Genomic DNA, 25,794 nt, shown 5'->3' with positions numbered 1-25,794 from the left:
AGTGCCTTGCGCGTGTTCCAATCCATGATTACGACTAGGTTGGCAGGAAGGAAGGTGATGTTGGCACCCCGGAAAAATTGGGCTGAACGATCTTTTCTTCCATGGAGATTTGCAAAAAACGGGGTTTGTAACGGTTGGCTGGCTCGTAGTCTTGGGCAATGTCTTAAACTCAACCTTGTACCAGAGCGGATCAGTAAACCTTAGGAACTTCACCTTTTCGCAAACCAGAGGATATGCATGACACATGTCGTGACACTGAATGCCGGATCGTCTTCGATGAAGTTCGGCCTGTTCGAACTGACAGAAGACGATCCAGTCATGGTGTGCACCGGTGTGGTCGAACGGATCGGCGAGCCAGAGCCAATCGTCAAGGCGCGGTCATCTGGCGGTGGAGTTCTGGCGAATGGCACGGCAGGCGATATTCACGATCACGCTGCTGCACTGGACTGGGTACTGAACCTGTTGTCACGGGCCTTCCCCAGTTGCGAGGTCACCGCGGTTGGGCATCGTATTGTTCACGGCGGACCTGAGATCGATACGCCTTTGCCGTTGACCGCCGCTGCTTTGGAGGAGTTGGACAAGCTCTCTCCGTATGCACCTCTGCACCAGCCGCACAACCTGGCTGGCGTCAAGGCAGCTATGGAACGTTTTCCAAATGCTGCCCAGATTGCCTGTTTCGACACAGCCTTTCATCGCAACCACCCCTGGGAGAACGACGTATTCGCCCTGCCGCGCGAGTATTACGACAAAGGCGTCCGACGCTATGGTTTTCACGGGCTTAGTTATGAATACATCTCAGACCATTTGGCCAAAACCGCGCCGCTTTTGCACGCGGGGCGGGTTGTGGTTGCGCATTTGGGTAACGGAGCGTCGATGTGTGCCATGGTCGGGGGGCGATCCGTCGGTTCGACCATGGGGTTTTCGTCGTTGGACGGTCTGCCGATGGGATCCCGTTGCGGTCAGCTTGATCCCGGTGTTTTGTTGTATCTGATGGATCAGGAAGAGTTGAGCGCATCAGAGATTTCCGACCTTCTGTTTCGCAAATCAGGGTTGCTGGGTCTTTCGGGACTTTCAAGCGACATGCGCACCCTTGAAAAAGCAGATACCCGCGAAAGTCGACAGGCCATCAGCTATTTCACGTTCCGCATCCGCCGCGAACTTGGGGCAATGGCCGCAATATTGGGCGGTATTGATGCCTTGATCTTCACAGGTGGTATCGGAGAAAACTCGCGTCTTGTACGTGACAGGGTATGTTCTGGAATGGGGTGGCTGGGGATTGAACTGGATCCCGATGCCAACGCGGACAATGATCGGATCATCTCGACAGACCTGTCCCGAGTGGTCGCCATGGTTATCCCGACAAATGAAGAGCTGGTTATTGCCCGTGCGGCCGCCGATCTGTTGGCAAATCGATCCCATCGGAAAAGCGCTTAACCCGGCTGGTACGTCCAGCGATATGAGGGTGGGGTCGGCCCTTTGTTGCGACCACCTTGCTGCATCTGCTCCCAGGCATGTGCCAGAATACCCACTGATCGGGACAGGCAGAAAAGGCCGCGCGCCAATGGTGGCGCAAACCCAAGCTCGGCATAAATAACTGCGGTTGCGCCATCGATGTTCATCGAGATGGGTTTACCCTTACGCCGCGCAAGTTCTGCCTCGATTTGCTGCGCAATGCGCATGAATTGCCCATCGCAAGCACCGGTTTTCACCGCTTCGGCGACCAAGTCCATCAGGCGCGGCGCGCGGGGGTCTGTGGGCGTGTGAAACCTGTGTCCAAAACCCGGAAGTATCTTTCCGTGGCTTTCGATCCACGCAGCGATTGCCTGCGCCAAAGTGCCAGGGTAATGGCCCACAAAGTGGTAGAGTTCCACGGCCTGCTCGCCAGCCCCTCCATGAATGACGCCCAACATGTTCACAGCGCTCGCCATCGCGTTGTTGAGAGGCAGGCCACAGGTAACCGCCATGCGCGCGGTTGCAATCGACGGTGCCTGAGGACCGTGGTCGACTGCCGCGACCAGCGCGGCTTCGAACAATTGGGCCTGCGCTTTTGATGGGCGGTCGCCGCGTACCATGAACCAGATCATCTCCGCAAAACCAAGGCGTCCGATCAGGTTTTGAATCGGCTCCCCGCGCAGGTCTATCCGGCCAGGTTCCATATCGATGATGGATGTTGCCCACCAATCTGACACATCGCTCATATGATCCCCTCTCTGCTCAGCGCGTCGACTTCCGCGTCGGTCAATCCGATTTCGGACCACACCGCCTTGTTGTCGGCCCCAAGTTTTGGTGGCGCGATTTGCGGCATTCGCCGGGCGCCATTCATTACGACGGGACTGCCTGCAAGTTGCATTTGTTCGCCGTGAACCAACAAAGAGCCAATCAGACCGCGATCGGAAAGTTGCGGGTCTGCAAGGGCCTCGGGCACGGTCAGAACTTGTCCTGTCGGTACCCCCAATGCGTTTAGTTCACTCGCCCACTCGGACGCAGCCTTCGTCTTTAGGGTGCGTTCCAGTTCTGTACGTAAGGCGTGGCGGTTTGTTTTGCGATCTTCACGCGTTGCGTAGTCGGGGTTGTTCAGAAGATCATCCCGCCCGAGACAGCGGGCAAGTGCCTGCCATTGCTCGTCCCGATTGGCCGCGATGTTGATCGGGCTGTCCCGCGTGGCAAATGTACCTGAGGGGGCCGAGGTTGTGTTCTCATTCCCATGCGCTCCGGGCGTTACACCGCCCACCAGATAATTTGAAACAACCCAGCCCATTGTCGAAATCACGGCTTCGGACATCGCAACATCCAGATAGGTGCCGCGTGGTTTGGCGTTCAATGCCGCCGAGACTGCAAAGGCGGCCGTCATCCCCCCGACCGTGTCCGCCAACGGATAGCCGACGCGATACGGTGCCGTGTCGGGGGCGCCGGTGATTGACATCACGCCGCTGATACCCTGCACAATCTGGTCATAAGCCGGATCGCCGCGCCGGGGGCCATCCTGCCCGAACCCGCTGATGGCGCAATAGATCAGGTTGGGATTAACGTTGCGCAGAACTTCATAACCAAGACCAAGACGATCCATTACTCCGGGCCGGAAGTTTTCCACCAGAACTTCAGCTGACTGGACAAGGCGTTTCAGAAGCGCCTTGCCCTTTTCCGATTTCATGTCCAGCGTGACAGACTTTTTCCCGGCGTTCTGCGCCAGAAAACTGATCCCCATCCCCGCCTTGTTTCTGGCGGGATCTGCACCCAGAACGCGAGCAAGGTCGCCACCATCGGGGCGTTCGACCTTGATCACGTCGGCACCCATCAATGCCAGTTGGTAGCAGCAATACGGACCCGCGAGGACATTGGTCAGATCGAGAACCCGTATTCCCGCCAGCGGGTCAGTCACCTTCGGCAACCCCTTCCGCCCGGGCCTGTGCACGGCGCGCGCGGTAGCTGGGTAGGAGCACCAGAAGCGCCGCAATAACCAGCAGACCCAGCGTCATCGGGCGTTCCCAGATAAAGGCGATACCATCGTACAACTGCATGGACCGTGAGAAGTTGTCTTCCATCATACCGCCGAGGATGAAACCGATCAGCAGTGGTGCCAGTGGGTAATCAGCAAATTTCAACGCCGTTGCGCATACCCCAAAACCCACCAGTATCAGCAGTTCGGTTGCATTGTTCTGTCCGATATAGGCCCCCATCAGAGTAAAGAACAAAATAAAGGGGATCAGATAGTTACGCGGCACCGAGAGAACTTTGGCAATATAGGGGATCAGCGGCAGATTCAGGATCAGAAGTACCAGATTGCCAATGAACATGGACATGATGACCGCCCAAAAGATCTGCGGTTCGTCCAGCATAAGGCGTGGGCCCGGCGTCACGTTCAGGGCAATCAATGCGCCAAGCAGGATCGCCGTCGTTCCAGATCCGGGAATGCCAAGCGTCAGAAGCGGCACGAAGGAGCCGGTACAGGCGGCGTTGTTCGCCGTTTCAGGCGCGGCCAGCCCTTTGATCGACCCTTTGCCGAATTCGTCCTGCTCGGCCTTTGGGGCGATGTTACGCTCAACCGCATAACCCAGAAAACTGGCAATCGTTGCGCCTGCACCGGGCAGAACGCCGATGAAAAACCCTTGGATAGACTGGCGGCCAATCACCGGAGCAATGGCTTTGGCTTCCTCCCTGCTTATGCGCAGGTCCTTGATTTCACCTTCTTCGCCCTTAAGGTCCTTGGGTTTGAGAACAAGAAACAGCGCCTCGGGTAACGCGAACATGGCCATTGCAAGTGTGATAAAGCCAAAGCCCGACTGCAAATCCATGATGCCCATGGTGAAACGAGGCATATTGAACAGTGCGCCTTCACCGACGGTGGCCATAATCAATCCAAGGATTGTCATTATGATAGCCTTGGCAACCTGACCTGTTCCCGCAAAGGCGGCAATGGCCGACAAGCCGACAACCATCAGCGCGAAATACTCGGCTGAATGGAAAAGCAACGCAACAGACGACAGGGCAGGGGCGAAAATCATCAAAAGCAATGCGCCTAGCGTACCGCCTGCAAAACTCGCGATTGCTGCAATGGTCAGGGCTTTGCCCGCTTTGCCCTGACGTGCCATCGGGTAGCCGTCAAAGCTGGAGGCGACGGTACCCGCGACCCCCGGCGCATTCAGCAGAATAGAAGAGGTCGAACCACCAAAAATGGCGCCATAATACACACCGGCCAGCAAGATCAGCGCGGCGGACGGGTCGCCCATGGAAATTGCCACCGGGATCATGATGGCGATGATCGACATCGGGCCCAGACCCGGAAGCATTCCGATGAATGTGCCAATCAGACAGCCCGCGACGACCATCAGCAGATTTTGCAGTGAGAATGCCGTTTGCAGGCCTATCAGAAGTCCTTCGAGCATGTCAGCCTCCGAAAATGCCGGGCAAAGGGCGCATGTATATGCCAAGGACTTCCTGAACCAGATACCAGACCGTACCGGTGGCGATCAGGGCGACGGGCAGCATGATATGCCATTTTCGTTCACCCAGGATAAAAGACCCGAAGATCAGGAAGGCCGAAGTTGAGATCAGGAACCCGACGGGACGCAGGCACAACGCGTAGACAACCATCAGAACCAGCAGCATGATCGCCTGACCAAGATGGTAATCGCCCAACCGCCGGTAATCGATTTCAGGTTCGCTGGGTTCAGCCTTTTCAAAGCCCAGCAGAATGATCGTGGCCGTGATGATCCCCAGAATTGACAAGACTTTTGGGAAAGTGCTTGGCCATATGGGGTTTCTTTGCATGAAAGGGGGTAGACTACTGTCCATCGTGAACCAAGCGGCGTAGCCATATGTTAAACAAACACCCAGAAGAATGAGCGCGATCCAGCGATCCAGCGCCATGAGACCCCCTCCTTTTTTCGTCGTCAGGGTTGGCAGAGCGGGTTGCCGCTCTGCCCTAGTTGTATTCAGAGGAAGCCCAGCTTCTTCATCAGATCACCGATCTGTTGTTCCTGCTGCTCAAGGAATGACCGGAAATCATCGCCCGAGTTGTGGATGTTCACCCAACCGTTGCGTGCACGAACCTCTTCCCATTCCGGGGTTTCGTACATCTTGGCAATCGCGGCCTGGTATGCTGCAAGCTTGTCCTCGGGCAGACCCGGGGCCGCAAAGAAGCCACGCCAGTTCACAAAGGTGGTGTCGATGCCCTGTTCTTTCATGGTCATCGCGTCTGGGGCGGCATCTACGCGATCTGCCGATGTGACGCCGATGATCTTAACTTCACCTGCGTTGGCCAGATCGACGGCTTCAGAGAAACCTGTAGACAGCGCTGCGATCTCACCGGACAGAAGGGCAGCCATGGCTTTGCCACCCGCATCATATGGAATGTACTTCACGCCAAGCGCATCTTTTCCGGCCGCTTCCATCACCATGGCTGCGACCAGGTGGTCCATACCACCAGGAACCGAGCCACCGCCGATGGCCGTGTTACCCGGGTCGGCGTCGAAGGCTGCCAGCAGATCACTCATAGAGTTGATGGGGCTGTCTTTGCCGACAACAATGGCTGCGTAATCACCGATCGTACCCGACACCAGCGTCAGGTCACGGAAGTTGTGAGGGAACACGCCAGTCAACGAACGGATCACGATTGGCGTGGAGTTTACCATCAATGTCCCGTGGTTGCTGTCGGCGTTTTCAATCAGATAGCCGATGGCTTTGCCGCCACCACCGCCTGACATGTTTTCATAAGACGCGGTGCCCACAAGACCGGCGTTCGTCAGCGCTTCGCCGGTGCCGCGGGCGGTACCGTCCCAACCACCACCGGCGCCGCCGGGGATCAGAAAGTGGATGCTGTCCACTACCTGGTCTTCAGCCAGAACAGGTCCTGCAAGACCTACTGCAGCTACAGCTGCGATAAGGGCGCGACGGCCCAGTGCGAATGTTGTCATGATGTCCTCCCATTTGACAACGGGCCGCATGGCGGCTCAGATTGGGAAGAACAAAAACACACCAACCTGACATCAACCTGTCACGCGCGAGAATAGTATAAAAGCCCGATGAAATTTCTGCTTGTCGAAGACAATCTAGACCTCGCAAACGCGATCAGTTCCCGCATGAGGTTAGACGGGCATGTGGTTGATAACGCGTCTACATTAGGTGATGCTACTGCCTTCGTTGAAACTCAGGAATACGATCTGATCCTGCTGGATATCATGCTGCCGGATGGGGACGGTCGCGATTTCCTCAAGCGGCATCGCGCGAGCCATTTGGACACGCCGGTGATCGTTTTGACGGCCCGCAGTCAGGTTTCGGATCGAATCGGCTCGCTTGATCTTGGTGCTGACGATTATGTCACCAAACCGTTTGATCATGCCGAGCTTGAAGCGCGCTGCCGCGCAGTTCTGCGTCGCAAATCCGGGAATACGAAGACAACGATAGAAGTCGGCGGCATCGTATTCGATCCCCTGGCTGGCCATCTGACCGTGGGTGACGAGACCGTGTCGCTGCGCAATCGTGAACTGCGCCTGCTGGAATTGTTCATCAGCGCACCTGGTCACGTTTTTTCGAAACAAAAACTAACGGACCGGCTGTTTTCTTATGATGATGATGTCTCTGATAACGCGATCGAAGTTTATGTGGGCCGTTTGCGCAAGCATCTGGAACCCTCGGATCTAAAGATCACCACGCTTCGTGGGCTGGGATACAGACTTGACCATGCCTCCTGATCCCAATGTGTCAGGATCGCTGCGGAACAGGCTGGTTCTGACACTGATCGGCGGCGCGGCCATACTTGCGTTCCTGCTGTTTGTCGCAGTCCGAAACTATGCTGCGCAGGTCGCGCAACAGGGGCAAGACAACATACTTGGTGCATCAGTGGCCTCAATCCTCGATGCGGCCGCTTTGCGGGAAGGGGAGCTGGAGGTCGATATCCCATATGCCGCCTTCGCGATGCTAAGCACCCCTGCGGACGACCGGATCTTCTATTCTATTTTTCAGGACGGCACGTTTCTTTCCGGATACGAGGATTTTCCACCGACCATTGGACCGCGTGACGGAAAGTCGCTTTTCAGTTCCAGTCAGATTCGCGGTGAAACCATTCGTCAGGTCAGCGCCAGCCGGACTTTGGTGGGATTGGATAAGCAAACCGAACTGGTGGTCGCGCTGGGGCAGACACAAGACGCGTTGGCCGAAACTCTGGACCAGATTTCGCGCAATGCGGCGATTCTGGGCGTAGGGTTCTTTGCCCTTGCTGCCGCTCTTTCCTTCTGGGCGACGTCCTCGACCATCGGGCAGTTGAATAGATTGACAACCTCTGTCACCCGCCGTGGGCCGCAGGATCTGAGCCCGTTCAAAAAGCCGGTACCCCGCGAAATGGCCCCCTTGGTTGCTTCACTGAACTCATTGATGGGTCGGCTTGATCAGTCACTCAGCCAGTCAGAAGACTTTATTGCCGAGGCGGCCCACCGTGTTCGCACTCCTCTTGCTACGGTCAGGTCCTATGCTGACGCCACTTTGCAAAGGGTTGAAAAAGAAGAAAACCGCGAGGCGCTGCGTTCGATGGTGCGCGCCATTGATGAAAGCTCTCGTGCAGCCGGACAGCTGTTGGATCATGCGATGATCACGTTCCGGGCTGACCACCTTGAGCGGGAAGACATTGACCTGAACGCTTTGGTCAGTGACCTTGTGCAGCGCCTGACACCAATTGCCGAGATGAAGGACTTGTCGTTGTCGCTTTGTGGCGACCCACAGGTCATGTATTCAGGTGACCCCATCCTCATTCAAAACGCCGTGCGCAACATGATTGACAACGCACTTAAATATGCTCCGGCCGACAGTTCTGTTCGCATCGAAGTCACGTCGGAGCCACGGGCTCAAATCCGGGTAAAAGACCGTGGCCCGGGGTTTCCCTTAAACGAAATTGACACTCTCACGCGTCGGTTTGAACGGGGTAAGAACGCAAGTGGTACCATTGGGTCCGGTTTGGGCCTGACCATCGCGCAGGACGTTGCAACAGCGCATGGTGGAGCGCTTGACTTGTCCAACAGACAGGGAGGCGGCGCATGCGTTACATTATCGCTTTAGTCTTCCTTTGGTTTCCCGCTGTCACACAGGCGCAAGTCTGGGAGGATCGGCAAGTATTCAACGCCGAAGCAGACGAGGCGCATATTCGGGTCATCTCAAGCACGGATACGTTTTTGTTTGAGCCTATGATTTCCAGCTTTATCAAGGAAAACCCTGACATTTCTGTCGAGTATTTGGTGACCGGTACTGCTGACATCGATCGGATCGTGCGCGCCGCACCGAAAGATTTCGATATTGTCATTTCCAGCGCCATGGACCTGCAACTGAAACTGGCCAATGACGGATATGGACGCGTGATCGATGACATATCGCTGCCATCCTGGGCGCAGTGGCATCGCAGTCTTTTCGCCTTCACGTTCGAGCCCGCGACCATCGTGATCAACCGTGCCGCCTTTTCCGGCGCGCCTGTCCCAGAGACCCGACAGCAACTGATTGAAGCTCTTCGAATGCGACCGGACAGCTTTCGGGGCCGGGTGGGAACTTATGACATCCGTCAGTCCGGTCTCGGGTATCTGTTTGCGACGCAGGATGCCCGTGCGTCAGAAACGTTCTGGCGCCTGATGGAAGTCATGGGCGGGTTGGATGTGCGTCTGTACTGCTGTTCCGGCGACATGATTGATGATCTTGTCAAAGGTGAGATCGCCGTAGCCTATAATGTGCTTGGCAGCTATGCGGATGCGCGCGCCGGGCACAAGGATACGCTTGAGGTTATCCTGCCGTCGGATTTTCAGACGACCATGATGCGCACGGCGATGGTTCTTGAAGGTACACCCGTACCTGAATTTTCCGCGTCTTTTGTTCGTCACCTTGTATCAAAGCAATCCACGCAGTCAGGTGGCGGCCACACCCTCCCGCCTTTGGCACCTTTTGACACGGACGAAGAACGTGAAACGATTGGGCTGGATCCAGCGCTGATGACGTTTTTGGACAGATTAAAACGCCGCCGTTTTCTGGCCGAATGGGAAAGCGCAGTTATCCAGAGATAGCCCTGCCGTCATTCCCTAAATGCACGATTGAAGTAATCGGCCATCGGCTTGACTAGATAGGACAACGGGGTGCGTTCATCGGTTTTTATCAGTGTCTCAACAGGCATACCCGGCAAAAGCTCCTGACCGTTGAGACGGTCCAGCTCGCCATCATTCATAACCACTTCGGCGCGGTAGAATGTAAAGCCGGACTTTTCATCCGTGAATGTATCGGCTGACACGTTTTTGACCTGCCCGTCCAATTCAGGCGTTTCACGCTGATTGAAGGCCGGAAACCGCAGGGCGACAGGTTGACCCACATGCAGCTGATCCACATGGATCGCGTCAACGCGCGCGGCGACAAGCAATGGCGTATCCTGTGGAACAACATACATCATGGGTTCACCCGGCTGAACGACAGACTGAAGGGCAAAGACCTGACTTCCATATACTGTTCCGCTGACCGGTGCGCGGATGTCCAATCGTGTCAGCCGCTCGGACAGGGACAGTCGGCGTTCCGATAGTTCAGCAACTTGCGCCTGTACGTCCCGCAACGTGGTAATTGCCTCTTCCCGGCGGGTTGCAGTCAGTTCAACGATCTGGATCTCGGTTGATGCGATCTGCCCTTTGAGGCGGGCGACAGCGGCTTCCAGTCGGCCTATTTCACCTGTCAGGCTGGCTTCTTCCCGTTGCAGGGCCAGTACACGACTGGTTTGTGTCAATCCACGTTTCAACAGGCTTTGCTGGTCTTCCAGCTCATCCTCGATCAATTCAACCTGACGGCGCAGCGAAACGAGTTGGGCCTGCGTGCCTTCAATCTCACTCTCGATCTGAACCAGCTGCTTGTTCAGCTGTTCTTGCTGTTTGGATAGGGTTTCCACCCGGGCGTCGAACAGGTTTTGCTGACCTTCGATCAGGTCCAGATCAATGCTGTATTCCGTCTGAACCTCGTGCAACCGCGCCGCCAACTCTTGCGACGAAAGCCCGTCGCGTTCGGCCTGAAGCCGGACACGCCTTGTCAGAAGCTCAAAAAGCTGCGCTTCCACAATCGTCTGTTCGGACGATAGGAAAGTATCATCCAGCCGCAACAGCATCTCGCCCGAGGCGACCACATCACCATCGCGTACAAATATTTCGCCAACAACGCCGCCATCAGGGTGTTCGACCACCTGACGGTTGCTTTGTACCTCGATCACTCCTGAGGATACGATTGCACCAGCGAGGCGCGTCTTCACTGCCCAAAGGCCCAGTCCGCCAACCAAAATGGCAAGCGCGGCGAATCCTACCAGGGCGGGAATTTTCATACTCCAGGCCTGCGCCTGCTTCTTGGTCGTGTTTTTTGCCATTATTCACCTACGGGGCTAAGCTTGCGCTTAATCGCGCCCGCGTTCTGCACCATTGCGCTGAGAACCTCGTCACGACTGCCGAACCTGACCACTTGTCCTTTTTCGACAACGGCCAGATCGTCACATTCCGAAATGGCCTGCGGGCGGTGTGTCATGATGATGGCGGCTTTGCCTGCCGCCTTGAGCCCCCTCACGGCCGCGTTCAAGGCTTCGGTGCCATCCGCGTCCAGTGCCGAGTTTGGTTCGTCGAGAATAAGCAGAACAGGGTCGCCATAGAGGGCGCGGGCCAGAGCGATGCGCTGTTTCTGCCCGCCTGACAACTGACTGTCATTGCCTTCAAGGAAGGTACCATAACCTTTCTCCAAAGACAGGATCAGGTCGTGCGCATTGGCTTTCTTGGCTGCGGCCACCACCGCTTCGGAATCCGGGTTTTCTGACATCCGGGCGATGTTCTCGGCCACGGTCCCGTTAAACAGGGTAACCTGCTGCGGCAAATATCCGATATGGCTGCCCAGATCGTTGGAGTCATATTGATCCAGAGTGGCACCACCCAGTCGAATTTCACCGGCTGCCGGATTCCAAAGCCCCAGCAACGCCTTGGCCAGTGTCGTCTTTCCCGATCCGCTTTTGCCGATGACACCCAGCGCCTTGCCCGGTTGCAGCTTCAGATTCACGTTCCGCAACGTTGGCGTTGTTGCCCCGGGGGGAATGACAGTCAGCGATTTGGCTTCCAACTGCGCTTTCGGGATGGGCAAGCGAATCCGCTGCTCTTCGGGAGGGGTCTGATCCAAAAACCGGCTTAGGGAAGTCCAGGCCGTTCGCGCACGTTCGATCATGCCCCATTGGCCGACCGCTTGTTCGACCGGGGCGAGGGCCCGACCCAAAAGGATTGAACCCGCGATCATCGCGCCCGGTGTCATTTCGTTTTGCAAAACCAGCCACGCGCCCAAGGCAAGCATTGCAGATTGAAGAAACAGTCGTAACGACTTGGTCAAAGACGTAAAACTGCCTGTCCAGTCGCTGGCCGAAATGGTTTGGCGCAAGGCATTCGAACGCTGGTCCAACCACCGCTTTGTCACGTCCGCCTGCATACCCTGTGAGCGCACAACCTCTGCCGCTTGTCTCGCATGTTCCGCAAAGGCGTTTGCCCGCGCTGCTGCAGTTTGTGCTTCAGCGACTTTTCTGCTGGTCAGAGCCTGATTGAGCAGTGCAATCACGACAAGCAGAACACCGCTTGCCACGGCCAGCCAGCCCAGCAAGGGATGAAACAGGAAAATCGCACCCAGAAAAACAGGCGTCCATGGAATATCCATCACCGCCAGCAGAACGGGGGATGAGCACAGGTTTCGAATGGATTCCAAATCACGCAAGGCCGTTGCCGGGGCAGATCGTATTTGCGGCAAAAGTGAACGCCGCAGCGTTGCTTCGAAGACGCGCTCATCCAACTGTGACTGGAACCGTGCGCCGAACCGGGCCACGATGCGTCCGCGGGCAAAATCCAGCATCGCCATCAGCGCATAAAGCAACGCCACCAACAAAAACAGCGCTGTCAGGGTTTCCACCGCACGCGAGCCCAATACCCGGTCATACACCTGCAACATGAACAATGGGCCCGTCAGCATAAGCAGGTTCACAAAAATGCTGAACAAGAACGCCAAAGCAAGGAACGCGATCCCCTGATTGCGCACATTGCGCAGTTCATGCCGGGGGGCCGCAGATACGCGGTGTTCAGGTTTCAATGTTTTAAATCCATATTATCCGGAGATGCGCCCCCGCATTTAAAAAGTTAGATCAGCCTTGCCAAGTTTGCACATCTTTTTTTGGGCAAGAAACCGCGGGTCCCTAGCGTAAAGAAGCACTATTCAGCCGTAGCTGACAAAAACCTAATGGCAATTACAAGCGCCGCTGGGCGGGCGCTTCAGGGTTACGGCAAATCGGGCGGAATACAGCAAATAGACGGACGCGCTAAGACCGCAGCCTGCCAACTAGCCGCAGGCGATTAAGGCTGCATTGATCCCGCCGCGAAATGACCGAGACCGGATTTTTCGACTTCACCTGTAAAGATGACAAGCGCCTTAATAATGTCGGACATTATTGTTTATTTTGTCCTACATTAAATATAGAAGTGAATGAAATACGAATCGGAGAAGTCGCGCGTGGTCAAAAAAACGCCCTCAAAGGAAAAAGCTGAGAGTGTCGGCAACACCTTGAAGGTGCTACCGGCTGGCAGCAGCGGCCGGGACGTTCTGGATGCTCTCTCTGGAATGATCGAAGTGGAAGGATTGAAAGTAGGGGATCGCCTGCCGCCAGAGATCGAAATTGCAAATCAGCTTGGGATCGGACGGGCGAAGGTTCGCGAGGCCCTGACAAGTTGGCAGAATATGGGCATCGTTGTACGGAACAAGAAAGCCGGGACGCGATTGGCGGCCGAGGTATCTGCCAATACGATCCATCTCCCACTCACGCTGAAGCTCGAAGCCGAAAGCCTTTTGCGAACACACGCCGTGCGCCGGCCACTGGAAATCGAGGCAGCAAGGTTGGCAGCACTGAATTGCTCAGACGCGCAGCGGCTTTTGATTTCGGCCCGCGTTGCAGAGCTCATAGCTGTTCATTCTGCAGGTGAGGATTGGCGGCCGGCCGATTACCGGTTTCACGCAGCACTGCATGAAGCGTGCGGAAATCCACTTTTCGGGCAGTTGATCCGGCAAATTCAAAAAGCTTTTCACGAAGTATATGACACGCCCTTCGGTCAACCACACTTGGGGCAGGCCTCAATTCCAATACATGCGCCGCTGGCCGAAGCAGTTGTCTCCGGCCGTGCAGACGAAGCCGCAAGTATTATCGGCGCGATCATGGACATGGTCGAAGCAGAAGTCCTAGAAATCATGGAAAGCCAGAATGTCTGACTACGAAGACCTTTCGACGCGTCTTGCAGCAACCTTCCCGGATGCGGCTGGTTCGGTCACGCCGCCGATCGTTCAAACGTCACTGTTCACCTTCGACAATTACCAAAGTTTTGAAGACCGGATGGCCGGAAGATCAGAAACGGCCATCTACACGCGCGTGGAAAACCCGACCGTCGCCGCGTTTGAAACGCTTATGGCTGAAGCCGAGCAAGGTCAGGCAGCCGTTGCATTTGCTTCCGGGATGGCGGCCATTTCCTCAACGCTGCTGGCATTTGTCAAACCCGGTGACCGGATTGCCTGCGTCGAACATGTCTATCCGGATTCATTCCGGTTCATGGAGCGCATCCTGCGCCCGTTCGGGGTGCATATCGACTACCATGCGCCGGAGCGTTTCGAGAACGACCCCGATCTGCTTGCCGATGTAACGGTGGCCTATCTGGAGAGCCCCGGATCGATCATTTTTGAGGCGATGGATCTACGTCGCGTCGCAGAGCATGCCAGACGCCACAACGTGTTGACGATGATTGATAATTCATGGGCAAGCCCGGTGTTCCAACGCCCCCTCGCATTGGGCATCGACATCGTCATCCACTCGGCCTCGAAATATATTTCGGGGCACTCGGACACGGTTGCGGGCGTGGTGGTTGCCTCCCGGGACCATATCGCCCGCATCCGTGATCTGACACTTCCTTTGCTTGGGGCCAAACTGGCACCTTTTGAAGCCTTCCTGCTGACGCGCGGCCTGCGCACGCTGAACGCACGCATGATGCAGCATCAAGCAACGGCCAACACGTTTGTTGATCGCCTGGCCACTGTTCCGCAGGTCAGGCAGGTCAACTCACCCGGTGCCAACGACGTGCCCGGGTTGACCGGGCGGTCCGGTCTTATGTCGGTTGAGTTTGATGACAGTGTCGACATCGCAAAACTTTCTGATGCCTTGAACCTATTCCGCCTCGGTGTGAGCTGGGGGGGCTTCGAAAGTCTGATCCTGCCTGCGCGCGTCGGGCTTGCTCAGGCTGGTGAACAAAACTCAATGCAGAAATTTGGGGTCTCACCCAATCTGGTGCGCCTGAGTTTGGGGCTCGAGTCGGCAGAAGATCTATGGGCCGATTTTGCTTCGGCTCTCGCCGAAAGCGCGGCTTAGAACCGTTCGCTCAATAAAACCAACAGGAGGAAAACATGAAGAAACTACTAACTGGAATGACGGCTGCGGCCGTGTTCATGGGTTCGGCATCTTATGCCGAGACCACACTGAAACTGGTCGAGGTTATTACAAGCCCCGAGCGTACAGAGGTGCTTCAGGGGCTGATTGATGAGTTTGAAGCCAATAACCCAGACGTCACTGTCGAGATTGTATCGCTACCCTGGGGCAACGCGTTCGAAAAGCTGGCAACAATGGTGGCAGGAGGCGACATCCCGGATGTGGTTGAAATGCCCGACACCTGGCAGGCCCTCTATGCCGGGTCCGATCAGCTGGTCAGTCTCAAGGATCATGTCGCCGGATGGGAACACGGGGCTTCGCTGACTGACAAGACAGTCGCCATGGGCAGCCAGGCGGGTGACCTTTATATGATCCCGTACGGCTTCTACCTGCGGGCGATGTTCTACAACAAGAAACTGCTGGCCGAAGCGGGTATCGACACTCCCCCGACTACGATGGAGGAGTTCAAGGCAGCCTCGGCCGCAGTGTCCGAGCTTGAGGGCAAGTATGGATACTGTTTGCGCGGTGGTCCCGGTGGAACAAATGGCTGGATCATGTTCGCGGCAGCCATGAACGGCACCAACGAGTTCTTCACAGAAGACGGTGTCAGCCGCATCAACGAGCCCGGCTCGGTCGAAGGTATCCAGTTCATGATCGATATGTATCAGAACGGGTATGCGCCCAAGGATGCCGTCAGTTGGGGCTTTAACGAGATCGTGGCCGGCTTCTATTCCGGCACCTGTGCATTCCTTGATCAGGACCCGGACGCACTGATCGCTATTGCCGAACGGATGCCTGCCGAAGATTTCGCGGTCATTCCGATGCCTGTCGGACCATCGGGCAAAGCTTTCCCAACAATTGGGTTCGCAGGCTGGTCGATCTTCAATGCGACTGAACATGAAGACGAAGCCTTTGATCTGGTTGCGGCCTTGTCGACGCCCGAAGCCAACGCCACGTGGGCAAAACGCGTAGGCGTCATTCCGATCCATAAAGGCGCCGATCAGGATCCTCATTTCCAGACCGAGCAATTCAAAGGCTGGTTTGAGGAACTGAACGGCGAGCAATATGTGCCGACAACAATGCCAACCAACCTGGAACAGTGGGGCTATTTTGGCAGCACGCTTCTGCTGGAAACCAGTCAGGAAGCCCTGTTGGGGCAGCGCAGCGCGCAGGACGTCGCGGACGAGTGGGCTGAGTTCCTCACCGACGAGCACGCCAAGTGGAAGGCAAAACAGTGATTTCGCGCACTCAGAAAACTGTCAGGCCCGGGGAAACCCGGGCACGACGCTCGCTCTACCTGCAATACATGGTCGAGCCGTTTTTCTATTTGTCACCCGCAATTCTTCTGATCGGTGCGGTGATCATGGTTCCGCTAATCATCGGAATCTCATATTCGTTCCAATCCATTGAGCTGTTGAAGCCTTTTGCTTCTGGCTGGATCGGGTTTGAAAACTACGTTGATCTGTGGAGAGACCGCAAGTTCTGGATCGCAATGGAGAACACGCTGTTCTGGACCTTTTGGTCGATAACGTTCCAGTTTCTGCTTGGCCTTGGCCTTGCCATGCTTTTGAATACGCAGTTCTATGGAAAGAAACTTTTTCAGGCGCTTGTTTTCCTACCCTGGGCTGTCCCGACCTTCCTTTCTGCGCTGACATGGGCGTGGCTTTTTAACCCTGTCATCGGCCCGCTACCGCATTGGCTGGCCGCCCTTGGCATTCTGTCAGAGCCCTACAATATCCTTGGCGATCCCGAGCTCGCCATATGGGGCCCGATCACTGCAAATATCTGGTTCGGCGTTCCGTTCTTTGCGATCACACTGCTGGCGGCTTTGCAATCGATACCCGGTGAGCTTTATGAGGCCGCAGAAGTCGATGGCGCGACCCCCTGGCAGACTTTCACCAAGATCACGTTGCCGTTCCTTGCTCCGATGATCGCGATCACCGTGATGCTGAGGACGATCTGGATCGCCAATTTCGCCGACCTGATCTATGTGATGACCGGCGGCGGGCCTGCCAATTCGACGCAAATCCTGTCGACCTACATATTCACCACCGCTTTTCGCAAATTGGACTTCGGCTACGCGTCAACCATTGCTGTGGCGCTGCTGCTGATCCTTCTGATTTACGCCGTTATCCTGCTCTGGCTTCGCAAGAAGCTGGTCAAGATTTGAGGAGTTGACCATGTCAGCTGTCAGGAAACCCAACCCCCTGCTGGTTGTGGGTAAATACGCGGCACTTGCGTTCTATCTGATCTTTGCGTTGTTCCCGCTTTATTGGTTGCTCAAGATCGGGTTGACGCCGGACGCGCTGATCTTTTCAGAGGGCACCCGCCTGTTTCCAAGCGAGGTGACCTTTTCAAACTTCAAAACGGTTATCTTTCAGACCGATTTTGTGTCCTACTTCCGGAACTCTCTTGTGGTGTCGCTGGGGGCTGCGTTCTTTACGACCTTGTTCGCGGCTGGGGCGGGTTATGCCTTTTCCCGCTTCGTTTTTGCGGGCAAACGCATCATCATCGCCTTGATGCTGGTCACCCAGATGTTCCCGTTGCTGATGATCATCGCACCCATCTACAAGATCATCGCGGACCTGGGGCTGCTGAATTCGCTGACAAGCCTTATCGTGGTCTACACTGCGTTCAACATCCCCTTTGCAACATTCCTGATGCAGTCATTTTTTGATGGCATACCCAAAGATCTGGAAGATGCGGCGATGATGGATGGCTGTACACGGTTTCAGGCGCTGCGCAAAGTGGTGTTCCCGCTGACATTGCCCGGGTTAGGGGCGACGCTTGGGTTTGTCTTTACTGCCGCGTGGTCCGAGCTGTTGTTTGCGTTGATGCTGATCTCGAAGAACGACGCGATGACATTCCCGGTTGGCTTGTTGACATTTGTTTCCAAATTCTCGGTCGATTGGGGGCAAATGATGGCGGCTGGCGTGCTGGCTCTGATCCCAAGTTGCCTCTTCTTCATCTTCATTCAACGCTATCTCGTGCAGGGCCTCACGTCCGGCGCGGTCAAAGGATAGGAGGCCAGATCATGGCACGTATCGAACTTCGTGACGTTGCAAAACGCTATGGATCCGTCGAGGTCCTGCGCAACATCAATCTTGAAATTCAGGATGGTGAGTTCATCGTTCTGGTCGGCCCGTCAGGCTGCGGCAAATCCACTTTGCTGCGCATGGTTGCTGGTCTTGAACCGATATCAAGCGGCGACTTTCTGATCGATGGCGAGCGTATGAACGATGTGAGGCCAAGGGACCGGGACATCGCGATGGTGTTCCAATCCTACGCGCTCTATCCGCATATGGACGTCGCGCGAAACATGGGTTTCTCGATGGAAATCCGCAAAGCTCCGGTGGCTGAACGCATATCAAAGGTCGCCCAGGCGGCGGAGACGCTGGGATTGACCAAATTAACGGATCGCTTGCCCAAGGCCCTTTCGGGTGGTCAACGTCAGCGGGTTGCCATGGGGCGGGCCATCATCCGAGACCCGCGCGCATTTCTGTTTGACGAGCCATTGTCAAACCTTGACGCCGCTTTGCGTGTCGAGATGCGGCTGGAGATTGCGCGGCTGCATCAAAAGCTCAGCGCGACCATGATCTATGTGACCCATGATCAGGTCGAAGCGTTGACGCTGGCAGATCGGATCGTTGTTCTGAACGCAGGCGACATCCAGCAAGTCGGCAGCCCGCTTGAGCTTTATGAAAGACCGGCCAACAAGTTTGTTGCGCAGTTTATCGGCTCACCCACCATGAATGTTGTGCCTGTATTGGGAACTGAAACTGGTGTGAATGTCGGGAATGGGGTTGAAATTAAAATTCTCGATCAACCCCTTGCCGCTGAGGCCAAAGAACTGGGTGTAAGGCCGGAACACATCGATGTTGTGGAAAACGGTGCCGGTGATCTGTCGGCCGTTGCGGATGTTGTTGAACATCTGGGGTCGGACACGAACATCTACGTCAATGCCGAGGGGATCGGCCCCATGATGGTGCGCAAGCATGGCAATATCCCCGTGAAATCCGGGGATCGCCTCGGTTTGCGCATTCAAGCACAGAATGCACATCTGTTTGCTTCGGATGGTACAGCGTTGCGACGGGCTTGCTGAGATGATGGGCAATTTGGAAGATCGGGCCAAGTCGCACGCGACAGATCTCCATCCGCGGGATATTTAGATGAATGACAATCAGTTATTGCTTCCGGGGTCACAGTCCGAGACCGGCTTTTGGATTGAAACGCCAAGACACCGCGATTGGTTGATGAACCAGGCCAAGCGGCAACTTACGTTCTTCAGCGCAAGTTGCCGGGATGAGCCCGGGTTCTATACACTTGGTCACGATGGTCGCCCGCTGCCCGGCAAGCTGCAGGAGCTGCACACGACAACCCGGTTGATTCATTCTTATGCATTGGGACATCTGTCTGGTTTTCAAGGTGCTGAACGGATCATTGATCACGGTATGGCATTTCTTGAAAGCCATCACCGAGATCGCGACCACGGCGGATATCTCTGGGCGTTGGATGGGGATCAGATCAAGGATGACCGCAAGCTTGCTTATGGGCACGTCTTTGTCCTTCTTGCCTCGGCAAGTGCGAAAATGACGGGTCACCCGGATGCAGACAAACTAATGACAGATGTCCGAAATGTTCTGGAAAAACACTTCTGGGACGAAGAAGCGGGCCTGTTTCGCGATGAATGGAACAGGGATTGGACGCCGTTTTCCGCATATCGTGGAATGAATGCCAATATGCACGGCGTTGAGGCGATGCTGGCTGCCTTTGAGGCAACAGGGGACGAAACCTACCTGTCCCGCGCCGGTCGCATTCTGGACTTTTTCATTGGCAAAATTGCACCCGGTGAAAACTGGCGTCTTCCCGAACACTATTCGTCTGATTGGCAAATTAATCGGGATTATGCGGGCGATCCGATGTTCAGGCCTTCCGGAACAACGCCGGGGCATTCGTTCGAATTGGGTCGGCTTCAGCTTCAGCATTGGGATTTGTCAGGCCGAACGAGCCCTAATGCTCCGAACACGGCGCGCCACCTGATTGCGCAGGCTTTGAAAGATGCGTGGCTGCCTGATGGCGGGTTGGCCTACACACTTGATTTTGATGGCCGCGTTGCCAACGCTTCGCGGTTCTGGTGGCCCATCACCGAAGCCATCGGGGCGATTGCCGCTCTGATCGTGCTAGACAGAAGGCCAGAAGACGAGGAGTGGTACAGAAAGCTCTGGACCTATGCGAATGAAACATTTGTCGATCATCAGCATGGCGGCTGGTATCCAGCAGTAGATGGGGCAGGGGCTGTTGTGACGTCCATCTTTGACGGCAAGCCGGACATCTATCACTCGTTGCAAGCCTGTCTGTTTCCGCTGTCACAACGTCTGTCGAGGATGATGCCGCTTTAGGTTTGGAAAATCCGCAGTTGCGGCTTGTTTTACCCGAGTCAGAATCCGGTGCAGGGTCTTGTCGAATACCCGCAGACTACAAATCGTAGCCTGCGGCGGTGTCCGAATGTCAGGGGCGCGCTCGGTTGCCCTTGCATTCCAGCGTTATGCATTCCAAACAACCTCGAACTCCTCACGAAACGCAAAGCGTTTCAGATGGTCCTCTATAACACCCATCCAAAAATCCAAATCCTCACGAGGGCCGACAGAAGCAACTATTTCCAGCCCTTCGTCCGTCGCTTTCATCGCAACCCTGCGCCGGTTTTCAAACGAAACGTTTCCTTCAGTTGCGTCAAATTCGACTTGCCCTTTGTGGGACCAGTGCTTGCATAACTGCTGAAGATACTTGCTGGCCATTTCTGTTCGCGCATTTCCAGACGCGCACTGGTCTGACAACATTTCCAACGCAGTTTCGGCCGCCCCGCGCATAGACTTGGCAAAAAGTGTTACGTCGATATTCGTGGCCAGGAACGTAACCCCAAGATCTAGACACTTGCGTTGCATCACGGGGTCCAACGTTAGGATGCCCGCTGCCTTGCCCGCGGCCACGATCCCTGTCAACGCGTCCAAAACCGCTTCGACCACGTCGGGGTGGCCAGCATTGCCGATGTGCCCCATATCCGCGGCCAAATCTGACGGACCGATAAATACGCCGTCGACATCTGTCGTCAGAATGTCATCCAGTGCATCCAGGCCAAGGCGGTTTTCCACCTGAACCAACAGGCAAATCTGGTCGCCTGCCGTTGTCAGGTAATCCGGGATCGCCGCGAAACGCGAAGCACGCGCCAGAGCAGACCCAACGCCTCGAACTCCATGTGGTGGATATTGCACTGCGCGCACCAATTCCCGCGCTTGATCGCCGCTTTCAACCATTGGCACCAATATGCTTTGGACGCCAGCATCGAGATATTGCTTGATCATCCAGGTCTCGCCAATTGGCAGGCGCGCTACCGGCTGGCTACCTGTGCCTTCGATGACCCTCACTTGCTCAAGGATAGACCGCAGATCGTTCGGGGCATGTTCCCCGTCAACAAGCAGCCAGTCAAATCTGGATGTGGCGGCGATTTCGGCGGCATATGCATTGGCCATCCCAATCCAACATCCGATCTGGGGTTTTCCGGCTTTCAGTGCGGCCTTGAAGGGGTTTGTTGGCGCGGGCATTAAGGTGCTCCTTCAATCAAATTTGATATCGACCGAGCCGAAGGGTCCGAAATCGGCGTGAATTTCTGTGCTTGGCGGGCATTCGACGGGGCGAATGAAGCTGCCCGACAGGATCACTTGTCCGGGTTCAATACTTTGTCCGTATTGCGCCATGCGCCGGGCCAGCCAGACAACACTTTCAACAGGATCATTCAATACGCCGGCCCCAAGGCCGGTTTCCTCAATCTCACCGTTGCGGAAGGTCAAGGCACCAACCCAGCGCAGGTCGAATTCGTCAATCGCGTTGCGCTCTGTACCCAGCACAATCCCTGCATTGGCGGCATTGTCGCTGATCGTATCAAAGACGGTTCTGGCCTTGCCGGTCTCGGGGTCCTGACGCTGAATACGTGTGTCCAGAATTTCAATCGCCGGTGAGACGTAGTCCGTGGCGGATACGATATCGTCGCGGCTGACATTCTCGCCACCGATGGCGGATTTCATAACAAAGGCGATTTCAGCCTCGATCCGGGGCTGGATGAAACGGCCCGCAGGGACCGTACCACCGTTTTCAAACGCCATATCATCAAACAGGATGCCGCTGTCGGGAATATCGATGTTCAGCGCATATTGCATCGCTTTCGATGTCAGACCGATTTTCCACCCGATGACCTTGCGCCCCTCGGCCAGCTTCTGGCGATAGATGGCGTTCTGCACCTCATAAGCGTCGTCCATACCCATCTGGGGGTGGCGCAGGCTCAGCAGACCGATCTGGTCGCCGGTGCGTTCGGCCTGAAGCAGGTCGGCTGCTGCGCGGGCATGCTCTTCGGGTGTCATGCCTTCTCATCCTCGACTGTGTTGCGCAAGGTGCCGATACCTTCGACAGAAACCTCGACCACGTCACCCGGTGCAAGATATTTTGGCGGGTCAAAGCGCGCGCCCGCACCGGTGGGGGTGCCGGTTACGATAATGTCACCCGGTTTCAGGGTCATGAAGGTCGAGATATACTCGATCTCGCGCCGGATCGGGAACATCATGCGGTCGAGGGTGTCGTCCTGACGCAACTCACCATTGACGCGGGTTTGAATGCGGGCGTCATCCAATTGCGCCGGGTCGGTGAAGGGCACCAGCCAAGGGCCGATCGACCCTGAATTGTCCCAGTTCTTGCCCTGAGTTACGTTGAACTTGGCATGGCGCACCCAATCGCGGATCGTGCCTTCGTTGCACAGCGTCAACGCGGCGATGTGCTCATAGGCTTCGTCCTGCGAAATCCGGCGACCCGCCTTGCCGATTACAATGGCCACTTCGCCCTCGTAATCCAGCGTGTGGTTTTCCGCCGGTCGGATCAGCGGGCGGTTGTGGCCGGTAAAGCCGCTGGCAAAGCGGGGGAACAGCGACATATATTCCGGCTGCGCGCTGCCATCCTTGTATTCCGCATTTCTGTCCGGGAAGTTCACGCCGACGCACAGAATGCGACGGGCATCCGGCATCACCATTTCATAGGTGAAATCGGAATGGGTCACAGGCTTACCCTCGGCCGCCGCAGCCAACCGGCTAAACTCACCCGCAGCGATGACCTCATACAGGCTGGAAAACTCGGGGAAATCACCGTTCAGGGCAATCGCACCATCATCGGTAATCGCGCCAAAGAAGGTATCCCCTTCGGCGGTATAAGTAGCAAAGCGCATTAAGCCTCCTCGGCGGTGTCGATGCCGCCCATGCACAGGTATTTGAGTTCCATGAAGTCATCCAGCCCATGGCGCGAGCCTTCACGGCCCAGACCAGACATCTTAACCCCGCCAAATGGAGCTTCCGCAGTCGAGATCAGGCCGGTGTTGATTCCGACCATGCCATATTCCAGCTTCTCGGAAACTCGCCAAACGCGAGCCAGGTCGCGGGAATAGAAATATGAGGCAAGGCCGAACTCGGTGTTATTTGCCGCAGCGACGACTTCGCTTTCGGTGTTGAACTTAAAAAGGGGTGCGACCGGGCCAAACGTCTCTTCGTTCGCGACCGCCATCTCCGAAGTAACACCGGTCAAAATGGTTGGCTCAAAGAATGTGCCACCCAGATCGTGCGACTTGCCGCCCAGAGTGACTTCGGCACCTTTCGAGGTCGCATCAGCGATGTGCTCAGCAACCTTGTCGACTGCCGCCTGATCGATCAGCGGACCAAATATGATACCTTCGTCAAAGCCATTACCAGTGGGCAAAGTCGCTACTTTGTCGCGCAGCTTGGCGGCAAAGGAATCGTAGACACCGGCCTGCACGTAAATGCGGTTGGCACAAACGCAGGTCTGACCATTATTTCGAAACTTGGCGATCACCGCTCCTTCCACAGCAGCGTCCAGATCAGCATCATCGAAAACAATGAAGGGCGCATTGCCACCCAGCTCCAACCCCAGTTTTTTGATCGTTGGTGCGCATTGCGCATATAGAAGCGTTCCGATCTCGGTCGAACCGGTAAAGGTCAGTTTCTGTACTGTCGGGTTCCCGGTCATCTCGCCGCCAATGCCACGGGCTGAGCCGGTGACGACCGAGAACAGCCCCGCAGGCAGGCCCGCTCTTTCGGCCAGAACCGCCAACGCGATAGCTGAGAATGGAGTCTGGCTGGCCGGTTTCAGAACCATGGAGCAGCCCGCCGCCAGAGCAGGGCCAGCCTTGCGCGTGATCATAGCGTTTGGGAAATTCCACGGCGTAATCGCGGCTACAACCCCGATGGGTTGTTTGATCGTCAGGATGCGTTTGTCTGGAGCGTGGCCTGGGGTGACATCACCATAGGCGCGGCGGGCCTCTTCTGCGAACCACTCAATGAAGCTGGCACCATAGGCGATCTCACCTTTGGCTTCGGCCAGTGGCTTGCCCTGCTCAGCTGTCAGGATGGCACCCAGATCGTCCTGGTTCTCCATCATCAGTTCGTACCAGCGACGCAGAATTTGACTACGCGTTTTGGCGGTGCGTTTAGCCCACCCGTGGCGCGCGGTCTCGGCGGCAGCAATAGCTTCGGCGGTTTCGGCGGCACCCAGATTGGGAACATGACCAATAACTTCACCGGTGGCGGGGTTGGTGACGGCCAGGCTGTTGGCCGGGTCAGCTTCAATCCAGCGTGTACCTACAAGGGCAGCCTCTCGCAGCAAACCGGGGTCATTCAAAGGAAACATTTGGGGACCTGCATCAGTTCGAATTGGATAGATCAACGGCTTGCCCCGCCAAAAGGCACCAGGGGCAAGCAATCGGAATGGAAACCGCGATCCTCAGACCGGGAATATGACGTTAGTCTGACCGGTGCCCGAGGACGGGAAATACTCGGTCACAACCTCGCATTTCTTGTCGTAAGTGTCCCAGCCGAGTGCGCCGTATAGCATCGCGGTATCATGCATCGAACCTTCACCGCAGCAGAAGTTGGCATAGTCACCCAGCATCTTGAGGAACGTAGCGTGATCGCCGTTTTTCCACATTTCCAGCACGTGCAGATCCATCTGGCGATTGAATTCTGAGCTGATTGTGAAAGTGCCGTTATTGGCGGCATAGTCCTTGTTGGCCCAGATCTTGTGCGACAGCGAACCCGACGCAACCAGCAGCACCTTTTCGTCGCTGGCCTCGACTGCTTCGCGGATTGCCTCGCCGACGATACGGCTCTCGTCATGAGCGTGCACGGTGCACCACGCACCGATCGACACCACTTTCATTTCGTGTTCACGGCTCATGAACCGCATCGGTACCAGCGTGCCGTATTCCACCTCAAGGCTGTCCAGGTGATGGGCCAAGGTATAGGCACCCTTTTCGGTCGCAATCCGCGCAATCGCATCACCCAATTCGGGGTTGCCCTCATATTTATAGGGCAGGTCCTGAATGAACTGCGGGAATTCATTCGATGTGAATAGACCCTCAAAATGGTCGTTGGCGTTTATGTGAAAACCTGCGTTCAACACCCAATGCGTATCACAGATGACAACCGTTGTTGCGCCCAGTTCCTTGGCGCGACGAGCAATCTCCCGGTGACCATCAATAGCCGGTTTACGCTTGCCTTTGATCGGTCCTTCCTGCTCGGACATGAGCAGGGTAGGTACGTGAGTCATTTTGGCGGCAAGTACGATTTCTCCCATGGTCTCCTCCTGGAGTTAGAGTTTCTTCGCGCGTATTTCGAGTGCAGTCGGTTACAGTTTCCCGAGCTGCATGATTTTGTGTTGGCCAGTTGCGAAGCCGACGTGTTTTTGTTCCATGTAGAACTCGAAGCTCCAGTTGCCGCCGTCGC

At 56.0% G+C, this 25,794-nt stretch carries 23 protein-coding genes; 11 read left to right on the top strand and 12 right to left on the bottom strand.

Annotated elements, in window-relative coordinates; all coding sequences use genetic code 11:
* Positions 1-237 precede the first annotated feature (237 nt).
* Positions 238-1,434, top strand: a complete 1,197-nt coding sequence (locus ACR0LL_RS17010) for an acetate/propionate family kinase (RefSeq protein ID WP_480588436.1) — start codon at positions 238-240, stop codon at positions 1,432-1,434.
* Here ACR0LL_RS17010 and ACR0LL_RS17005 read toward each other — a convergent pair.
* The 5 genes from ACR0LL_RS17005 to ACR0LL_RS16985 all read right to left on the bottom strand — a co-directional run bounded on the left by ACR0LL_RS17005 (position 1,431) and on the right by ACR0LL_RS16985 (position 6,413).
* A complete protein-coding gene (locus tag ACR0LL_RS17005) occupies positions 1,431-2,198 on the bottom strand; it encodes a citryl-CoA lyase (RefSeq protein WP_480588434.1) in 768 nt (255 codons plus the stop codon). The two genes, ACR0LL_RS17010 and ACR0LL_RS17005, sit on opposite strands and share 4 nt — an antisense overlap.
* Positions 2,195-3,379 (bottom strand): CaiB/BaiF CoA transferase family protein, encoded by a 1,185-nt coding sequence (locus ACR0LL_RS17000; protein ID WP_480588432.1) that lies wholly within the window; start codon positions 3,377-3,379, stop codon positions 2,195-2,197. Before ACR0LL_RS17000 ends, ACR0LL_RS17005 begins: the two co-directional genes overlap by 4 nt.
* Complete coding sequence (locus ACR0LL_RS16995; RefSeq protein WP_480588430.1) at positions 3,372-4,883, bottom strand: tripartite tricarboxylate transporter permease; 1,512 nt, start codon at positions 4,881-4,883, stop codon at positions 3,372-3,374. Before ACR0LL_RS16995 ends, ACR0LL_RS17000 begins: the two co-directional genes overlap by 8 nt.
* A 1-nt stretch (position 4,884) precedes the next feature.
* Complete coding sequence (locus tag ACR0LL_RS16990) at positions 4,885-5,367, bottom strand: tripartite tricarboxylate transporter TctB family protein (RefSeq protein WP_267366075.1); 483 nt, start codon at positions 5,365-5,367, stop codon at positions 4,885-4,887.
* A gap of 65 nt (positions 5,368-5,432) precedes the next feature.
* Positions 5,433-6,413, bottom strand: coding sequence for a tripartite tricarboxylate transporter substrate binding protein (locus ACR0LL_RS16985; protein ID WP_480588428.1), 981 nt, complete (start codon positions 6,411-6,413; stop codon positions 5,433-5,435).
* A gap of 108 nt (positions 6,414-6,521) precedes the next feature.
* Here ACR0LL_RS16985 and ACR0LL_RS16980 point away from each other — a divergent pair, with 108 nt between their 5' ends.
* Genes ACR0LL_RS16980 through ACR0LL_RS16970 form a run of 3 tightly spaced genes read left to right on the top strand, consistent with a single transcriptional unit; the run spans position 6,522 to position 9,533 of the window.
* The gene (locus ACR0LL_RS16980; protein ID WP_480588426.1) at positions 6,522-7,190 is read left to right on the top strand and encodes a response regulator transcription factor; all 669 of its coding nucleotides are present in this window, start codon (positions 6,522-6,524) and stop codon (positions 7,188-7,190) included.
* Entirely contained in the window at positions 7,180-8,547 is a 1,368-nt protein-coding gene (locus tag ACR0LL_RS16975) for a sensor histidine kinase (protein ID WP_480588529.1), read from the top strand. Before ACR0LL_RS16980 ends, ACR0LL_RS16975 begins: the two co-directional genes overlap by 11 nt.
* The gene (locus tag ACR0LL_RS16970) at positions 8,526-9,533 is read left to right on the top strand and encodes an ABC transporter substrate-binding protein (protein WP_480588424.1); all 1,008 of its coding nucleotides are present in this window, start codon (positions 8,526-8,528) and stop codon (positions 9,531-9,533) included. The genes ACR0LL_RS16975 and ACR0LL_RS16970 overlap by 22 nt, the downstream gene beginning before the upstream one ends.
* Positions 9,534-9,541: 8 nt before the next feature.
* Here the strand turns inward: ACR0LL_RS16970 and ACR0LL_RS16965 are convergent, their stop codons facing one another.
* Positions 9,542-10,816, bottom strand: a complete 1,275-nt coding sequence (locus ACR0LL_RS16965; protein ID WP_480588422.1) for an HlyD family type I secretion periplasmic adaptor subunit — start codon at positions 10,814-10,816, stop codon at positions 9,542-9,544.
* A gap of 41 nt (positions 10,817-10,857) precedes the next feature.
* On the bottom strand, positions 10,858-12,597 hold the full coding sequence (locus tag ACR0LL_RS16960; protein ID WP_480484348.1) for a type I secretion system permease/ATPase: 1,740 nt from the start codon (positions 12,595-12,597) through the stop codon (positions 10,858-10,860).
* A 390-nt stretch (positions 12,598-12,987) separates the two neighbouring features.
* Here ACR0LL_RS16960 and ACR0LL_RS16955 point away from each other — a divergent pair, with 390 nt between their 5' ends.
* The 7 genes from ACR0LL_RS16955 (at position 12,988) to ACR0LL_RS16925 (ending at position 20,364) form a co-directional block, all read left to right on the top strand.
* On the top strand, positions 12,988-13,764 hold the full coding sequence (locus ACR0LL_RS16955; protein ID WP_480588420.1) for a FadR/GntR family transcriptional regulator: 777 nt from the start codon (positions 12,988-12,990) through the stop codon (positions 13,762-13,764).
* Positions 13,757-14,908, top strand: coding sequence for an aminotransferase class I/II-fold pyridoxal phosphate-dependent enzyme (locus ACR0LL_RS16950; RefSeq protein WP_480588418.1), 1,152 nt, complete (start codon positions 13,757-13,759; stop codon positions 14,906-14,908). The genes ACR0LL_RS16955 and ACR0LL_RS16950 overlap by 8 nt, the downstream gene beginning before the upstream one ends.
* Positions 14,909-14,943: 35 nt before the next feature.
* Complete coding sequence (locus ACR0LL_RS16945; protein WP_480488675.1) at positions 14,944-16,203, top strand: ABC transporter substrate-binding protein; 1,260 nt, start codon at positions 14,944-14,946, stop codon at positions 16,201-16,203.
* Entirely contained in the window at positions 16,185-17,135 is a 951-nt protein-coding gene (locus ACR0LL_RS16940) for a carbohydrate ABC transporter permease (RefSeq protein WP_480588416.1), read from the top strand. The genes ACR0LL_RS16945 and ACR0LL_RS16940 overlap by 19 nt, the downstream gene beginning before the upstream one ends.
* A gap of 10 nt (positions 17,136-17,145) precedes the next feature.
* A complete protein-coding gene (locus ACR0LL_RS16935) occupies positions 17,146-17,988 on the top strand; it encodes a carbohydrate ABC transporter permease (RefSeq protein ID WP_480588414.1) in 843 nt (280 codons plus the stop codon).
* 11 nt (positions 17,989-17,999) lie between these two features.
* Entirely contained in the window at positions 18,000-19,067 is a 1,068-nt protein-coding gene (locus ACR0LL_RS16930) for an ABC transporter ATP-binding protein (RefSeq protein ID WP_480588412.1), read from the top strand.
* Positions 19,068-19,134: 67 nt separating this feature from the next.
* On the top strand, positions 19,135-20,364 hold the full coding sequence (locus ACR0LL_RS16925) for an AGE family epimerase/isomerase (RefSeq protein ID WP_480588410.1): 1,230 nt from the start codon (positions 19,135-19,137) through the stop codon (positions 20,362-20,364).
* Between the two features lie 144 nt (positions 20,365-20,508).
* On the opposite strand, the gene ACR0LL_RS16920 is transcribed toward ACR0LL_RS16925, so the two are convergent.
* The 5 genes from ACR0LL_RS16920 to hpaD form a co-directional block, all read right to left on the bottom strand.
* Complete coding sequence (locus ACR0LL_RS16920; RefSeq protein WP_480588408.1) at positions 20,509-21,564, bottom strand: aldolase/citrate lyase family protein; 1,056 nt, start codon at positions 21,562-21,564, stop codon at positions 20,509-20,511.
* Between the two features lie 12 nt (positions 21,565-21,576).
* Positions 21,577-22,377: a 2-oxo-hept-4-ene-1,7-dioate hydratase gene (gene hpaH, locus ACR0LL_RS16915; protein ID WP_480588406.1), complete on the bottom strand. Its 801-nt coding sequence runs from the start codon at positions 22,375-22,377 to the stop codon at positions 21,577-21,579.
* The gene (locus ACR0LL_RS16910) at positions 22,374-23,228 is read right to left on the bottom strand and encodes a fumarylacetoacetate hydrolase family protein (protein WP_480588404.1); all 855 of its coding nucleotides are present in this window, start codon (positions 23,226-23,228) and stop codon (positions 22,374-22,376) included. The genes hpaH and ACR0LL_RS16910 overlap by 4 nt, the downstream gene beginning before the upstream one ends.
* Entirely contained in the window at positions 23,228-24,700 is a 1,473-nt protein-coding gene (locus ACR0LL_RS16905; RefSeq protein ID WP_480588402.1) for an NAD-dependent succinate-semialdehyde dehydrogenase, read from the bottom strand. The genes ACR0LL_RS16910 and ACR0LL_RS16905 overlap by 1 nt, the downstream gene beginning before the upstream one ends.
* Before the next feature lie 93 nt (positions 24,701-24,793).
* Positions 24,794-25,645, bottom strand: coding sequence for a 3,4-dihydroxyphenylacetate 2,3-dioxygenase (hpaD, locus tag ACR0LL_RS16900; protein ID WP_480588400.1), 852 nt, complete (start codon positions 25,643-25,645; stop codon positions 24,794-24,796).
* Positions 25,646-25,794: the final 149 nt, after the last annotated feature.

The sequence above is a fragment of the Ruegeria sp. AI2 genome (assembly GCF_056541275.1).
Note: the sequence above shows the minus strand (reverse complement) of the source record. Positions and strands in the feature narration are given on the sequence as shown.

What these genes read in the sequence shown, in the direction of transcription:
- ACR0LL_RS16930 (WP_480588412.1), top strand. Translation starts at nt 18,000, where the DNA reads ATGGCACGTATCGAACTTCGTGACGTTGCAAAACGCTATGGATCCGTC.
- ACR0LL_RS16990 (WP_267366075.1), bottom strand. Translation starts at nt 5,367, where the DNA reads ATGGCGCTGGATCGCTGGATCGCGCTCATTCTTCTGGGTGTTTGTTTA.
- ACR0LL_RS16975 (WP_480588529.1), top strand. Translation starts at nt 7,180, where the DNA reads ATGCCTCCTGATCCCAATGTGTCAGGATCGCTGCGGAACAGGCTGGTT.
- ACR0LL_RS16985 (WP_480588428.1), bottom strand. Translation starts at nt 6,413, where the DNA reads ATGACAACATTCGCACTGGGCCGTCGCGCCCTTATCGCAGCTGTAGCT.
- ACR0LL_RS16965 (WP_480588422.1), bottom strand. Translation starts at nt 10,816, where the DNA reads ATGAAAATTCCCGCCCTGGTAGGATTCGCCGCGCTTGCCATTTTGGTT.
- ACR0LL_RS16950 (WP_480588418.1), top strand. Translation starts at nt 13,757, where the DNA reads ATGTCTGACTACGAAGACCTTTCGACGCGTCTTGCAGCAACCTTCCCG.
- ACR0LL_RS16910 (WP_480588404.1), bottom strand. Translation starts at nt 23,228, where the DNA reads ATGCGCTTTGCTACTTATACCGCCGAAGGGGATACCTTCTTTGGCGCG.
- ACR0LL_RS16905 (WP_480588402.1), bottom strand. Translation starts at nt 24,700, where the DNA reads ATGTTTCCTTTGAATGACCCCGGTTTGCTGCGAGAGGCTGCCCTTGTA.
- ACR0LL_RS16920 (WP_480588408.1), bottom strand. Translation starts at nt 21,564, where the DNA reads ATGCCCGCGCCAACAAACCCCTTCAAGGCCGCACTGAAAGCCGGAAAA.
- ACR0LL_RS16980 (WP_480588426.1), top strand. Translation starts at nt 6,522, where the DNA reads ATGAAATTTCTGCTTGTCGAAGACAATCTAGACCTCGCAAACGCGATC.
- ACR0LL_RS17005 (WP_480588434.1), bottom strand. Translation starts at nt 2,198, where the DNA reads ATGAGCGATGTGTCAGATTGGTGGGCAACATCCATCATCGATATGGAA.
- ACR0LL_RS16935 (WP_480588414.1), top strand. Translation starts at nt 17,146, where the DNA reads ATGTCAGCTGTCAGGAAACCCAACCCCCTGCTGGTTGTGGGTAAATAC.
- ACR0LL_RS16945 (WP_480488675.1), top strand. Translation starts at nt 14,944, where the DNA reads ATGAAGAAACTACTAACTGGAATGACGGCTGCGGCCGTGTTCATGGGT.
- hpaH (WP_480588406.1), bottom strand. Translation starts at nt 22,377, where the DNA reads ATGACACCCGAAGAGCATGCCCGCGCAGCAGCCGACCTGCTTCAGGCC.
- ACR0LL_RS17010 (WP_480588436.1), top strand. Translation starts at nt 238, where the DNA reads ATGACACATGTCGTGACACTGAATGCCGGATCGTCTTCGATGAAGTTC.
- ACR0LL_RS16995 (WP_480588430.1), bottom strand. Translation starts at nt 4,883, where the DNA reads ATGCTCGAAGGACTTCTGATAGGCCTGCAAACGGCATTCTCACTGCAA.
- ACR0LL_RS16955 (WP_480588420.1), top strand. Translation starts at nt 12,988, where the DNA reads ATGAAATACGAATCGGAGAAGTCGCGCGTGGTCAAAAAAACGCCCTCA.
- hpaD (WP_480588400.1), bottom strand. Translation starts at nt 25,645, where the DNA reads ATGGGAGAAATCGTACTTGCCGCCAAAATGACTCACGTACCTACCCTG.
- ACR0LL_RS16925 (WP_480588410.1), top strand. Translation starts at nt 19,135, where the DNA reads ATGAATGACAATCAGTTATTGCTTCCGGGGTCACAGTCCGAGACCGGC.
- ACR0LL_RS16970 (WP_480588424.1), top strand. Translation starts at nt 8,526, where the DNA reads ATGCGTTACATTATCGCTTTAGTCTTCCTTTGGTTTCCCGCTGTCACA.